The sequence below is a fragment of the Bradyrhizobium sp. Arg237L genome (genome assembly GCF_029990105.1).
Classification (GTDB): Bacteria; Pseudomonadota; Alphaproteobacteria; order Rhizobiales; family Xanthobacteraceae; genus Bradyrhizobium.
Genome location: NZ_JAQMIL010000049.1, coordinates 57,948 through 71,251, shown reverse-complemented (window position 1 = coordinate 71,251; position 13,304 = coordinate 57,948). Strand labels below are relative to the sequence as shown.

The window sequence follows — 13,304 nt, the reverse complement described above, 5'->3', positions numbered from 1 at the left end:
GTTTGAGATTTCGACAACCTCATTCTGGCACAACTGATGCCGTAGGGGGCCGTCCACCCCATCAACCACAGGGAGGTGTGTGCCGCGAGCAAGCAGTTGCAGCGGAGCACACAATAATGGCCTGTGGTTATGGGTCCCGGGTCAAGCCCGGGACGACGGGTAACCGCCTCGCGCTCCGTCGTCATCGTCCGCGAAGGCGGACGATCCAGTATTCCAGAGACGTCCGAGTTCAATCGAGGGCCGCTCTTTACTGGATACCCCCTGGGTTCACGACACAAGTGCAACACCTGCTAAGGTGTTGTGGCGATGGGACGGTGTTATGGCCAGCTCAGCCTTGAAGAGCGCGTTGAGATCTACCGCCTGCATGCAGGCGGTAGATCTCAGAACCAAATTGCGTCTGCGCTTGGCCGGGCGCCGTCGACGATCGGTCGGGAACTGCGGCGCAACTCCCGGCCGACCAAGGTTTGGGCGGGCGGCTACGAGCCGGTCCGGGCGCAACACCTGACCGAGCGCCGGCGACGATGGGATTGCCGCTTCAAGCTGGCGCGCCAGCCAGACCTGCGGGACCGCGTGGGCAAAGGCCTTGCGATGGGACATTCCCCAGAGCAGATCGCAGGCCGACTGGCGCTGGAGCATGGTCGCGTGGTCGTCAGCCATGAGTCAATCTATCGTTTCATCTATCATCGCACGGCCCAGAAGGATTATTGGTATCGCCTGCTGCCGCGTCACAAAAAAATGCGAGGCCGACGCGGACGCAGCCGCATCAGCGTCATCAAGCACCGGCGCGCGATCGCCGAGCGACCCGCCGAGGCTGAAGGTCGCGGAACGCCGGGCCATTGGGAAGCCGACTTCATGCTGTTCGCCCGATGTGGCCAAGGCTTGCTGGTTCTCCACGAACGACAAACCCGCTTCAATATCGTTCACCGCCCACGCGATCGAAAAGCCGTCCTCACCGCTCGGACCATCACGCGTCCGCTCGGCAGATTTCCAGGGGCGATGCGCAAAACCATCAGCTTCGACAACGGGAACGAGTTCGCCGAGCATCACAGGCTTCACCAAACCCTCGGCCTCCAGACCTTCTTCTGCGACCCCCCATAGTCCCTGGCAAAAGGGCGGCGTGGAAAACGCGATCGGACGACTACGACGGTTCCTGCCGCGCAAAGCTGACCTCAACCTCATCACGGCAGCCGATCTCAGGCGGCATGTTCACCGCCTCAACAACACCCCACGCAAATGTCTGGACTTCAAAACACCCGCCGAGGCATTCTCCGACCTCAAATCAACCGTTGCACTTCAATCGTGAATCCATCCCCCGCCTGCGCGGGGTATGACGGAGAGTGTGGGGTGCGACTCCCTCAAGCCTCGCACAGGTGTCGTCCCGGCGAACGCCGGGACCCATAACCACAGGGAGTGGTTATGGCGCGAGCAAGCCTCGCTCGTCATACGCGGGCTTGACCCGCGTATCCATCGATCTTCATGAGAGTCGTCTCTTGGGAAGGATTGGCGGGTCACAAACCCGGCAATGACGAACGGAAACTCGGCATCAGCTGGCAAACTCACCAAGTTAACTACGTCAATAAGGCTGTCATAGTTGGTGGCCCGGTCGCTTGATTCGGCGAGTCAATTCAGATGCCGCGCGAATCATGACTTATCCACAGGCTCAATCATCTTGATGATACGAAAATATGCGGAACATTCCATGATAAATCACATGGGGGAACTTGACGGCATCAAGGTTCCGGTCCATTGTATACTCATGAATACAGATCCTTACGCCATGCTTCTGCACCGCCGAAGGGAGATTGCGTCCGAGATGGGCGATCTCCGAGAGCGGCTCAGCGCCTTGGAGGCAGAAGATCAAGAGCTGGCGTCAGCGGAGAAGGTGCTTGCGCGTTTTGGTGTCACACAGCCTGATTTGATGATGCGTCACTCCGACGGCTCAACGACCCTGGTTGAGATCAAGACCTCTGGCAAGCCCGAAGGGACTCCGACGACACCAAACATGATCATAGCGCTCCTGAAGGAAGCTATGGCGCACAACAAACCAGGTTTGGAACCGAAGGAAATGCAAATGGCGATTGCGCGGCGGTGGTGGCCATCTGTGAAATCTGAGGATGTAGGGCCCACCGCATGGCGGATGTGGAAGGACGGGCGGTTAAGCAAAGAAGGCCCGTTGTACTACCTTCCGACCACTCACGGCACGAACGAAGAAAAAGAGGCCGTAGGCTTCCCTTGGGAAAAGCCTGCGGCCTCTGAATGAGATCGGGGGTGCACAGTGCAGGGGCAAGGTGTCAGCCACGGCCCCGGCGGGTGCAAGTCCCGCTACCTCCAACTGCCAACCCCTTCCACAAGGGTTGGGGCCGATCCCTTCCAGAAGGATTGGCTTCTGCTAACCGGCCCCCTTCCACAAGGGGCCACCCAGATACGCGCCATTGAATCACAGCTAGCGCGACGCGACAATCCCTAGCTGCTTATCGTCGTCACCAAATGCAATCCCGCGCCGGTCTCCAACGCAGCTTTCGGCTCCCGGCGGTCCACTGTTCCGGCGTCATGCCCGGAATATGATGACCGAAAGTATATCGAGGCTCCGACAGGTTGGAAGGTGAGTTTGCTACCTAATGCCACCTACGCCACCTTCCGCGCCGACAGTGCATCTGCCACGGCGGTGCGGATATCGGCGACCGAGAACGGCTTGGTCACCACGTCGTGCACGATCGCATTGAGGCCGGAGGCGCGCTCGCGCTGATCGGCAAAGCCGGTCATCAACAGGATCTTCAACTCCGGAAAATCGCGTGCGCTGGCGAGCGCCAGTGCAATCCCGTCCATGACAGGCATCTGGATGTCGGTGAGCAGCAGATCGAAGGCGCCCTGCTCGCGCGCCAGGATTTCCAGCGCGGCCGCGCCGTCCTGCGCGGTGACGGTCTCGTGGCCGTCCATGGCGATGGCGCGTGCCACCAGCGAGCGCATCGAATCCTCATCGTCGGCGATCAATACCCGCGGCATCGAGCTAACCTCCTTCGCAAGACACGTCTCGTATTCTAAGCCTTGCCGCCAGCCGCCAGATCCCGCTTGTTGAAGAAGCGGATATCGATGTCGCGCCCTTCCGGAGGCGGCGAGGCAAGGCGCGATTTGAAAAAAGCGCGTTCGCCCGGCTTCAGCACCGGCTGCTCCAGCACCGTGTTCCACGCATAAATCTCCGCGCCCTGCGCGTCGCGGACCGCAAAGCGCAACCGTGGCAGTTCCACCGGCTTCCGGGTCTCGCCGACGATCATGCCTTCGATCACCAGCACCGGCTTGCCGTCCACGGTCTCGTGACCGACCTTGATGTCCTTGAACGCCACCCCCCGCAGATTCACCTCGAGCCCGGCCAGCCTGTAGAACAGCGCGGTCTGCGGCAACAGGCGCACGACGTCGCCGCGCCACACCACCAGCGCCACGATCAGCGCCGTCATCGCCGCGCATGCGGTGGGCAGGCTCGCTGCGGGCATGCGGATGCGGGGCAGGGTGGGCAGCTCGAACAGTCTTGGCAGCCGGCGGCGGGGTTTGGCTTCGGCATCTGCGTGAGCCTCGGCGTCTTCCCGGGCGACCGACGGCCAGTCCTGTCGGACTGCATCGTCCGCCGGCCAGTCGGCCGAGATCGAGGGGCTGTCGACGACAGGAGTGCGTTCGTCCTCCTCCTGCCGCGCCATCGCCTCCCATTCCGCGGCGGCATCGGACGCGGCGGACCTGTTCGCCGCCGCCATCGCCGGCATCGGCGCCGTGATGTCGACGGCATCCTCCGGCCGCGCCAGCCAGACTTCCTTGCAGCGGGAACAACGCACCGTACGCCCGGCCGGACCTAACGTCTCCAGCTTGATCGCATAGGATGTTGTACAATGCGGGCAAACGATATGCATGGAGCCCAATCCCCACCATGGATGCGCCGAGATGCTACAAGGCGACCGTTAACGAATCGGAAACCATAACCGAAGCACAAACGCTTTGTTCGGCCCGCTGGCCCAGCCGGAAACGGGCGCGAGGATTGAGCCAAGGTTCGAGGTTCCCGGCCGCCGCCCCAGTTGAACCCAACGTCCAACCCAATGTCGAGCGGAGCTAGAGCTTGGTTCGGTTCGAAAATGTCGGATTGCGTTACGGGCTCGGCCCGGAGATTCTGCGCGACCTCAGCTTTGCCGTCCCCGCCCATTCCTTCCAGTTTCTCACCGGCCCGTCGGGCGCCGGCAAGACCTCGCTGCTCAGGCTGTTGTTCCTGTCGCTGCGGCCGACGCGCGGGTTGGTGAATCTGTTCGGCAAGGACATTTCGCTGCTGAGCAAGGACCAGATCGCAAACCTGCGCAAGCGCATCGGCATCGTGCTGCAGGACTTTCGCCTGCTCGACCACATGACGACCTATGAGAATGTCGCGCTGCCGTTCCGCGTGATGGGCCGCGACGAATCCAGCTACCGGCGCGAGGTGATCGACCTCTTGAAATGGGTCGGCCTCGGCGAGCGGATGGATGCGCTGCCGCCGATCCTCTCGGGCGGCGAGAAGCAGCGCGCCGCGATCGCGCGCGCGGTGATCTCGCGGCCGCAATTGTTGCTGGCGGACGAGCCTACCGGCAGCGTCGATCCGACGCTCGGGCGGCGGCTGCTGCGCCTGTTCATCGAGTTGAACAAGTCGGGCACCGCCGTGATCATCGCCACCCACGACATAACGCTGATGGACCAGTACGAGGCGCGGCGATTGGTGCTGCACCAGGGACGGCTGCACATCTATGAATAAGATCGGCCGAGAGCATGTGCCGCTCGTCGACCTCGGGCATGAACGCCCGCAGGTGGCGGCGAATGCGCGCAACATGTCGCCGATCGTGCCGCGCGCCTCGATCTCCGGCCGCGCGCTGGTCGCGGTCGTGTCGATCATGACCTTCCTGGCCTCGATGACCACGGGCACGGTGCTCCTGGTCAGCGCATCCGCGGCCGAGTGGCAGTCGGAGGTCGCGAGCGAGATCACGATCCAGATCCGCCCGGCGGCCGGCCGCGATCTCGATCGCGACACATCAGCGGCGGCGGAGGCGATGCGGACGCAGGGTGGGATCGTCGAAGTCCGCCCGTTCAGCAAGGAGGAATCCGCAAAACTGCTCGAGCCCTGGCTCGGCAGCGGATTGTCGATCGAGCAATTGCCGGTGCCGCGCGTCATCGTGGCGCGGGTGCAGCCCGGCAGCACGCCGGACCTCGCAGCGCTGCGGGCGCGGGTCACGCAGGTCGCCCCCGGTGCCAGCGTCGACGATCACCGCGCCTGGATCGAGCGCATGCGCTCGATGAGCGGCGCCACCGTGTTTGCCGGCATCGGCATTCTCGCCCTCGTGATCGTCGCGACGATCATCTCGGTCTCCTTCGCCACGCGCGGCGCGATGGCCGCCAACCGGCCGATCGTCGAGGTGCTGCATTTCGTCGGCGCCTCCGACAGTTACATCGCCAACCGTTTCCTGCGGCATTTCCTGATGCTGGGACTCGAGGGCGGCCTGATCGGCGGTGGCGTCGCGATGCTGTTCTTCGGCTTCTCCGAATCGATCGCGAGCTGGTTCTCGGGCACTCCGGTCGGCGACCAGTTCGCGGCCTTGCTCGGGACCTTCTCGCTGCGCCCGTCCGGCTATCTGGTGCTGGCGCTGCAGGCGGTATTGATCGCCGCGATCACGGCCTGGGCCTCACGGCGGACGCTGTTCGCCACGCTCGATGACGTCGACTGATGGAACGGCCGGACTCCACTTCGCCCAAAAACGCTCTAGAATTGCGTCCGGGGAAGGGACAGCCTTATCCGATGAGCTCTGATCTCGACGACCGATCGCAAAAGCGCCGGCCAGCGCGGCCGCACGGATCGCTGCGCGCGCTGATCGTCGCGCCGCTGGCGGTGCTGTTCGTCGCCGCGGGGGTCGGCTTCCTCGCGTTCCTGTCGCAGTTGCGCGGCGTCGAAACCCAGCCCGAGCGCAATGCCGACGGCATCGTGGTGTTGACCGGCGGTTCCTCGCGCATCTCCGACGCGGTGGAATTGCTGGCGGCCGGCTACGGCAAGCGGCTGTTGATCTCGGGCGTGCACCCGACCAATGCGGCGAGCGATATTTCCCGCTCGCTGCCCGAGAACAATCAGGCGCTCTTGAGGTGCTGCGTCGATCTCGACCGCTCCGCCGTCAATACCAGGAGCAATGCCGCTGAGACGCGGCGCTGGGCGCATGAGCGCGGCTTCAAGTCGCTGATCGTGGTGACCTCGAACTACCACATGCCGCGCGCGATCGTCGAACTGTCGCACGCGATGCCGGATGTCGAACTGATCCCGTTCGTGGTGATCGGCGACAAATGGCGCGACGAACCTTGGTGGATGAGTGGCGGAACGCTGCGCCTCCTGCTATCGGAATACGTCAAATATGTCGCGGCGGAGGTGCGGGTGCGGCTGGCCAGGATCGGTCTCGACCTGACGCCCGATTTCCTGGAGCAGCCTGGCGGCGCGCCGGCGCCGCGCCGGCCGGCGACCGCGCAGGTGAACTGACCAGACCAACTCTTTAAGTCGGGAATTCGATGTCTTCGATCTTCGTGCGCTCGCTCATCTTCAACGTGCTGTTCTATCTCGTGCTGGTGAGCTTAAGCATCGTCGCGATCCCGACCGTCCTGTTGCCGCGCCGGGTGATGATGACGCTGGCCGCATGGTGGGCGAACGCCACGCTGTTCCTGATGCGCGTCGTCTGCAACATCCGGGTCGAATTCAGAGGGCTGGAGAAGATTCCGAAAGGGCCCCTGATCGTCGCCGCCAAGCACCAGTCGATGTGGGAGACGTTCCAGCTTTTGCGCTTCTTCGACCACCCGCTCTACATGCTCAAGCGCGAGCTGACCTGGATTCCGGTGTTCGGCCAGTTCCTGATCAAGGCCGGCATGATCTCGATCGACCGCGGCGGCGGCCCGCGCTCGCTGGTGAAGACGCTGCGCCGCGCGGCCGCTGAAGTGAAGCGCGGCCGCCAGCTCGTGATCTTCCCGGAAGGTACGCGCCGGCCGGTCGGCGCGCCGCCGAGCTACAAGACCGGCGTGGCACAGATCTATGCCGAGAGCGGCGTGCCGTGCCTGCCGGTCGCGCTCAACTCCGGCCTGTTCTGGCCGCGCCGCACCTTCATGCGCTATCCAGGGACGCTGGTGGTCGAATTCCTCGATCCGCTGCCACCTGGCTTGCCGCGCGCCGAGTTCATGACGCGCCTGCGCGAGTCGATCGAGGGCGCCACCGACCGCATTGTCGAGGCTGCGCGCGCCGAGCAGGCGCAGTTGTTCGGCGTCGTGCCCGATACCGCGAAGGCGAAGGTCTAGAGCGTTTTCGAGCGAAGTGGACACCGGTTCGCATAGCAATCAAGTTTACGCAGATTGCGTAGACTTATCTGCGCAGAAAACGCGTCAAAACAAGAAGCTCTAGCTACGTTCCCTCCTGCAGCGGCAGCTCGATCGGATGCGCGTCGTGCAGCATCGTCGCCAGCTTGTGCAGTTGCGGATCGCGAAAACCCTGCTTCTCGATCGCGAGCACCGTGGAGAGCACATAGTCGCGGTTGTTGCCGGAGCGGCCGCGGCCCTGCTGCACGTAGCGGAGCTGGTCGGCCAGCGTCAGCCGTCCGGCGTACTGCACATGGCTGCGGTCCACCACATAGGTCAGCGCGGCCACCCGCGAGCGCGGGTCGTCCTCGAGCCACACCGAGCGGTGCACCTCGCGATAGACGTTGGTGGTCTGCTCGCGGCCGCGCAGATAAGCGATCGTCTCGGTGCGCCGCTTCGCCGCGACGCGGAACGCGATGCCGCGGCAGGCGCCGCCGCGGTCGAGCCCGAGCACCAGTCCCGGCTTTTCCGGCGTGCCCCGATGGTCGAAGGAATACACGCAGAGCGCGCGATGCTCGCCGATCAGCCGCGCCGCCATTTGTTCCTCGAAATCGAAACCCGGCTTCCACATCAGGGAGCCGTAACCGAATACCCAGAGGTCGTTGTCACCTGATTCGGGCGGGGAGAGGAGTTGCGCGGACATCGCCGCAAGGGCTAGCAAAAGCGCGACGCGAAGCGAAGCGGTTTCGTGGGCTTTACAGCATGATCCGGAAAAGTGGGAACCGGTTTTCCCTCGCGACAAACGCGAAGCGTTTGCGCGGAGATCATGCTCAAACAAGCCCGCGGTTTCCCGCTTAGATTTGCCAAAATTGACAGTCAGAGGTCACCGCATGCCTGATATGACCCCCGCGCCGCGCCGGCGCTCGCGTTGGCGTCTCTTTGCCGCCCCCGTCCTCGTCCTGATCCTCGCCATCGCGTGGAGCGCGTTCTGGTTCTATGCCTCGTCCCAGGTGTGGGTGCAGGCCGATGCCTGGCGCGCGCAGGAGGCGAAGGCGGGCCGGGTCTATGATTGTGGCAAGCGGTCGGTCGCGGGTTACCCCTTCCGCCTCGAAATCCGCTGCGAGGACGCCAGCGTGACCTTGATCTCGCAGACGGCCGGCGCGCAGACGCCATTCACCGCGCGGCTCGGCGAGATCCTGGTGGTGGCGCAGGTCTACGACCCCACACGCGTGATCGCCGAATTCAAGGCGCCGGCGACGCTTGCCGAGCGCGGCGCGCTACCGTCGCTCGCCGTGAACTGGCGGAGCGGCCGCGCCAGCGTGGCAGGCCTGCCGGCGGTGCCGCAGCGCGGCTCGCTGGTGTTCGACGATCCCGCGATCGACCGCGTCAACGGCTCGGTGCAGACGCCGCTCGGTCGCGCTGCACACGTCGAGCTGCACGGCCGTCTCGCCGACGGCTCGTCCGTGGATAATCCGGTGATCGAGACCGCGCTGCAGATCAACGGCGGCAGCCTGCAGGACGTGCATCCCGTGCTGGCGACGCCGTTCGATGCCGACATCCGCACCAAGATTTCCGGCCTGAAGGATTTCACGCCAAAACCGTGGCCGGAGCGCTTCCGCGAGATCCAGGCCGCCGGCGGCCATGTCGAGATCGTGCAGTCGCGCATCCAGCAGGGCGAGATGATCGCGATCTCCGCGGGCACCTTGAGCCTCAACGCAAATGGCCGCATCGAAGGCGAATTGCAGATGACGGTCACCGGCCTCGAGCGCGTGATCCCGGCGCTGGGCATCGAGAAGATGCTGGAGGAGGGCGTGCCGCAATCGACGCTCGACCGCGTCGCGCCCGGCGTGAAGACGCAGGACCTCAACAATCTCTTCGGCGCGCTCGACCGTGCCATCCCCGGCCTCGGCAAGGTGGTGAAGCAGAACGCCAATGTCGGCGTCGCCGCCAGCATCAATTCGCTCGGCAGCGAAGCCATGCTCGAAGGCAAGAAGGCCCGCAGCTTCCCGCTGCGCTTCGTCGACGGCGCGGTGCTGCTCGGCCCGATCAAGGTCGGACAAGTCCCGCCATTGTTCTGACCCGTAGCCCGGGTGAAGCCAACGGGTCGCGCGAACGCGCGCCCGATGACAGGCTCCGCGCAACCCGGGACGTCTCAGCCCGCACCGCAAGCTGCCCCGGATTGCGCTTCGCTCCATCCGGGCTACAAGCCGAGTAAAGCGTCAATCGCCGAAGCGTGATGGCAATCACGGCGTGCGCCGGGAATGCCAACGCCTGCTCGAAGCTCCTGCTTTGCGAAGGCCCGCACATCCGTAAACCGCGGGTCATGGCAAGGAGAGAGCAATGATCAGGTTCAGACTGTTTGGCCTGGCGGCCTATGTCGCGGCATCGATGGCATCGCCCGCATCGGCGCAGCCGGTCGTGGATGAGCCCGGCATGGAAGCGTTCGTGCATCCGAACAGCGATCTTGGCATCGGCATGTCGAAGCCGGTGGTCGACAGCCGCGCGATGATGTCAGTCTATCCCCGCGCGAGAACGCCGCATGTGAAGATGCGGGCGACGCTGCATCGGTGACACTTGCCGTCATTGCGAGCGAAGCGAAGCAATCCATCCCGCCGCTTGTGGAGGCATGGATTGCTTCGTCGCTTGCGCTCCTCGCAATGACGACAACGAGCGTCACTCCGCCTTCTTCTCCAGATTCGCATGCGGACGGCCGAAGTCCGGCGCGGCTGAATCCTGCCCGATCTCGACGATGCCGCGGCGGATGGCGCGGGTGCGGGTGAAGTGGTCGAACAGCGCTTCGCCGTCGCCGCGGCGGATCGCGCGCGTCAGCTTGGAAAGATCCTCGTTGAAGGTGCCGAGCATCTCCAGCACCGCGTCCTTGTTGCTCAGGAACACGTCGCGCCACATCGTCGGATCGGAGGCCGCGATGCGGGTGAAATCGCGGAAGCCGCCGGCGGAGAATTTGATTACTTCCGACGACGTCACCTGCGCCAGCTCGTCGGCGGTGCCGACGATGGTGTAGGCGATCAGATGCGGCAGATGGCTGGTGATCGCGAGCACGAGGTCATGATGATCCGGCGTCATGATCTCGACCTTGGCGCCGAGCGCGGCCCAGAATTCACGCAGCCTGTCGACCGCGCCCGCGTCGGCGCCATCAGGCGGCGTCAGGATGCACCAGCGGTTGATGAAGAGCTCGGCGAAACCGGAATCGGGCCCCGAATGCTCGGTGCCGGCCACCGGATGCGCCGGCACGAAGTGCACACCATCAGGAATATGCGGCCCCATATCCCTGACAATGGCGCCCTTGACCGAGCCGACATCGGAGACGATGGCGCCTTTCTTCAGATAGGGCGCGATCTCCGCCGCCACCGGCCCGCAGGCGCCGACGGGAATGCAGAGGATGACGAGATCGGCATCCTTCACCGCCTCCGCGTTGGTCTCCACCACGCGGTCGACGATGCCGAGCTCGGCGACACGCGCGCGCGTCTTCTCGGAGCGCGCGGTGGTGACGATCTCGCCGACGAGCCCTTGCGCCCGCGCGCCGCGCGCGATCGAGCCGCCGATCAGGCCGAAGCCGATCAGCGCGATGCGTTGGAAGTGAGGGGCGGCGTTCACTTCTGATCCATGAAGTCGCGCAGGCCCTCGACCACGAGGCGGTTGGCCTCCTCGGTGCCGATGGTCATGCGCAGCGCGTGCGGCAGGCCGTAATTGTTCAATGCCCGCAGCACCAGTCCGCGCTTGGTGAGGAACGCGTCCGCGTCAGCCGAGGTCTTGCCCTTTTCGGTCGGGAAATGGATCAGCACGAAATTGGCGACGCTCGGCGTCACCTTCAGCCCGAGCTTGCGGATCTCGTCCGTCACCCAGCTCCGCCATGTCTCGTTGTGCACCCTGGACATCTCGACATGCGCGGTGTCCTCGACGGCGGCCACCGCCGCGAGCATCGCCGGACTCGAAACGTTGAAGGGGCCGCGAATGCGGTTCACCGCATCGACGATATGCGCCGGGCCGAACATCCAGCCCACGCGGAGCGCCGCGAGCCCGTGGATCTTGGAGAAGGTGTGGGTCATCACCGTGTTCTCGGTCGTCGCACACAGTTCAAGACCGAGGCCATAGTCGTTGCGCACCACGTAATCGGAATAGGCGGCGTCGATCACCAGCAGCACGTCCGACGGCAGGCCGGCGCGCAAGCGCTTGACCTCGTCGAACGGCAGATAGGTGCCGGTCGGGTTGTTCGGGTTGGCGAGCCAGACCAGCTTGGTCTGCGGCGTGACCGCCTCAAGGATCGCATCGACACTGGCGGTGTAGTCGGTCTCCGGCACGACGACGTTCTTTGCACCGTTCGCCTTGGTCGCGATCGGATAGACCAGGAAGCCGTGGGTGGTGGAGATCGCCTCCGAGCCTTCGCACAGATAGGTGTGGGCGAGCAGGTTGAGGATTTCGTCCGAACCGGCGCCGCAGATGATGCGGTTCGGGTCGAGGCCGTAGGCGCGGCCGATCGCCTCGCGCAGCACCCGCGAGGTGCCTTCCGGATAGTCCTCCAGATGTTCGGCGGCGTGCTTATAGGCCTCGATGGCCTTCGGCGAGGGGCCGAACGGCGTCTCGTTGGCGGAAAGCTTGAACACCTTGCGCCCCGGCTCGGCCACCGGGCTTTTGCCGGGGGTGTAGGGCGCAATATCGAGGATGCCGGGATTCGGCACGGGGCGGGACATCTCTAACTCTCTAGCTCCGGATTCTAGGGGCGGGGGGGCACCGTATAGCGCGTTGCGTGGCTGCCGACGAGGGCCGATGAGCGCACCGAGGCCCCGGCGCGGATCAGGGCCATTTTGATCTCCTCGAAGCCGCGGCCGGCGACCGATACCAAAAGCGCTGCGCCGTCGAAGGCGGTGTCCGGCACCGCGACGATTTCAGCCAGCGGCGCCACCGCGCGGGCGATCTCGGCGTTCCAGCCGGAGACGCGCACGCTCCACATCTCGACTTCGGTCACCATCGCATCGTCGGCGACGCGCGAGATCACGAACACGGGCAGCGCTGCGGGATGATCGGCACGTTCGAGGAACGGCAGCCGCGCAATGATCTTCGGCGCGCCTTCGGCCTCGAGGTCGATCCACCACGGCGTGCGGCTGGAAATGGCCGACACCAGCGCCAGGTCGCCCTTCGATTTCGCCACCGCTTCGACGGCCGCCTGCGCGCTGAAATGCGAGACGTAGGGCACCACGAAGCCGAAATGGAAGCGCGCCGAATCCCGCATCATGGATTCGCCGACCGAGACATCGGCATGCACCGAGAACGGTGCCTGGACGTAAGTGAACGTCGAGATGATGACGCGCCAGATGCTCTCGATGGTGTCAAGCGGCAGGATGCCCCGATGGCGCTCGACCAGGCTGCGCATCATGGCGGCTTCGCGCGCCGGCCGGAACGCGGAGCCGACTTCCTGGGTCTGCTTCACCCTGATCAGGCGGTCGATGATGTCGCCACGCGCCATCAAGAGGCGGTGAACCTGCTCATCGATCGCGTCGATCTCTTTGCGCAACTCGGCCAGCGAGGGCGGCGCCGGAGGCGTTTTTGACATGTTAGGGCCCGTCAATTCTCTTCAATCAGGGAGCCAACTCTTCACCTCTCCCCCGCGTGCGGGGAGAGGTCGAAATTCAAGCGAGCTTGAATTTCGGGTGAGGGGGACTCTCCGCGAGTCCGTCTGTTACCTTGTTAGCGGAGAAAGCCCCTCACCCCAACCCTCTCAGGGCGAGCTCAGCTCGTCCCGGCCCCGCAAGAGCGGGGAGAGGGAGAAGTGCGAGCCCCCGTTCTGTCCCATGGGGCCAGACGGCGCAAGCTCAGCCTCAAGGTCACGGTTAGGTTAACGGCCCCGGTTGCCTTGACGCGGGTCAGGTAAGGGACTACTTTCCCAGCGTTCCGTGGTCATTTGAGCCGGCCGGCTTGCAGCCACGTTAAAGAACTTGCTAAACAGGCCGGGGACAGATCGATCCCGGCCG

The 13,304-nt window shown here is 64.5% G+C and carries 15 protein-coding genes and 1 riboswitch; of the genes, 7 read left to right on the top strand and 8 right to left on the bottom strand.

Annotated elements, in window-relative coordinates; genetic code table 11:
- Positions 1-267: 267 nt before the first annotated feature.
- Both OZ411_RS27090 and OZ411_RS27085 read right to left on the bottom strand, forming a co-directional pair.
- Positions 268-657: a hypothetical protein gene (locus OZ411_RS27090; protein ID WP_282530406.1), complete on the bottom strand. Its 390-nt coding sequence runs from the start codon at positions 655-657 to the stop codon at positions 268-270.
- 3 nt (positions 658-660) lie between these two features.
- A complete protein-coding gene (locus OZ411_RS27085; RefSeq protein WP_282530405.1) occupies positions 661-1,044 on the bottom strand; it encodes a hypothetical protein in 384 nt (127 codons plus the stop codon).
- Positions 1,045-1,699: 655 nt separating this feature from the next.
- Between OZ411_RS27085 and OZ411_RS27080 the strand changes: the two genes are divergently transcribed.
- On the top strand, positions 1,700-2,260 hold the full coding sequence (locus tag OZ411_RS27080; RefSeq protein WP_282530404.1) for a hypothetical protein: 561 nt from the start codon (positions 1,700-1,702) through the stop codon (positions 2,258-2,260).
- Between the two features lie 365 nt (positions 2,261-2,625).
- Here the strand turns inward: OZ411_RS27080 and OZ411_RS27075 are convergent, their stop codons facing one another.
- Together OZ411_RS27075 and OZ411_RS27070 are read right to left on the bottom strand one after the other, a co-directional pair.
- Positions 2,626-3,003, bottom strand: coding sequence for a response regulator (locus OZ411_RS27075; RefSeq protein ID WP_028163766.1), 378 nt, complete (start codon positions 3,001-3,003; stop codon positions 2,626-2,628).
- Positions 3,004-3,038: 35 nt separating this feature from the next.
- A complete protein-coding gene (locus OZ411_RS27070; RefSeq protein WP_282530403.1) occupies positions 3,039-3,896 on the bottom strand; it encodes an MJ0042-type zinc finger domain-containing protein in 858 nt (285 codons plus the stop codon).
- Positions 3,897-4,099: 203 nt separating this feature from the next.
- Here OZ411_RS27070 and ftsE point away from each other — a divergent pair, with 203 nt between their 5' ends.
- From ftsE to OZ411_RS27050, 4 genes are all read left to right on the top strand, one after another.
- Positions 4,100-4,759 carry a cell division ATP-binding protein FtsE gene (gene ftsE, locus OZ411_RS27065; protein ID WP_130583699.1) on the top strand — a complete coding sequence of 220 codons (660 nt, stop codon included), beginning with the start codon at positions 4,100-4,102 and terminating at the stop codon, positions 4,757-4,759.
- The gene (locus OZ411_RS27060; RefSeq protein ID WP_282530402.1) at positions 4,752-5,723 is read left to right on the top strand and encodes an ABC transporter permease; all 972 of its coding nucleotides are present in this window, start codon (positions 4,752-4,754) and stop codon (positions 5,721-5,723) included. The genes ftsE and OZ411_RS27060 overlap by 8 nt, the downstream gene beginning before the upstream one ends.
- Positions 5,724-5,794: 71 nt before the next feature.
- Positions 5,795-6,517, top strand: coding sequence for a YdcF family protein (locus tag OZ411_RS27055; protein ID WP_130583697.1), 723 nt, complete (start codon positions 5,795-5,797; stop codon positions 6,515-6,517).
- A gap of 29 nt (positions 6,518-6,546) precedes the next feature.
- Complete coding sequence (locus OZ411_RS27050; protein WP_282530401.1) at positions 6,547-7,320, top strand: lysophospholipid acyltransferase family protein; 774 nt, start codon at positions 6,547-6,549, stop codon at positions 7,318-7,320.
- 103 nt (positions 7,321-7,423) lie between these two features.
- On the opposite strand, the gene OZ411_RS27045 is transcribed toward OZ411_RS27050, so the two are convergent.
- A complete protein-coding gene (locus OZ411_RS27045; protein ID WP_282530400.1) occupies positions 7,424-8,020 on the bottom strand; it encodes a gamma-glutamylcyclotransferase in 597 nt (198 codons plus the stop codon).
- 187 nt (positions 8,021-8,207) lie between these two features.
- Between OZ411_RS27045 and OZ411_RS27040 the strand changes: the two genes are divergently transcribed.
- Both OZ411_RS27040 and OZ411_RS27035 read left to right on the top strand, forming a co-directional pair.
- Positions 8,208-9,395: a DUF2125 domain-containing protein gene (locus OZ411_RS27040; RefSeq protein WP_282530399.1), complete on the top strand. Its 1,188-nt coding sequence runs from the start codon at positions 8,208-8,210 to the stop codon at positions 9,393-9,395.
- A gap of 262 nt (positions 9,396-9,657) precedes the next feature.
- Complete coding sequence (locus tag OZ411_RS27035; RefSeq protein ID WP_130583215.1) at positions 9,658-9,888, top strand: hypothetical protein; 231 nt, start codon at positions 9,658-9,660, stop codon at positions 9,886-9,888.
- Between the two features lie 102 nt (positions 9,889-9,990).
- On the opposite strand, the gene OZ411_RS27030 is transcribed toward OZ411_RS27035, so the two are convergent.
- The 3 genes from OZ411_RS27030 to OZ411_RS27020 are packed head-to-tail and all read right to left on the bottom strand — an operon-like array spanning position 9,991 to position 12,886.
- Positions 9,991-10,932, bottom strand: coding sequence for a prephenate/arogenate dehydrogenase family protein (locus OZ411_RS27030; protein ID WP_282530398.1), 942 nt, complete (start codon positions 10,930-10,932; stop codon positions 9,991-9,993).
- Complete coding sequence (gene hisC / locus OZ411_RS27025; RefSeq protein ID WP_282530397.1) at positions 10,929-12,026, bottom strand: histidinol-phosphate transaminase; 1,098 nt, start codon at positions 12,024-12,026, stop codon at positions 10,929-10,931. Before hisC ends, OZ411_RS27030 begins: the two co-directional genes overlap by 4 nt.
- Positions 12,027-12,049: 23 nt before the next feature.
- Positions 12,050-12,886: a chorismate mutase gene (locus OZ411_RS27020; protein ID WP_282530396.1), complete on the bottom strand. Its 837-nt coding sequence runs from the start codon at positions 12,884-12,886 to the stop codon at positions 12,050-12,052.
- A gap of 330 nt (positions 12,887-13,216) precedes the next feature.
- A riboswitch (SAM riboswitch) is annotated at positions 13,217-13,296 on the top strand.
- The last annotated feature ends 8 nt before the right edge of the window (positions 13,297-13,304 follow it).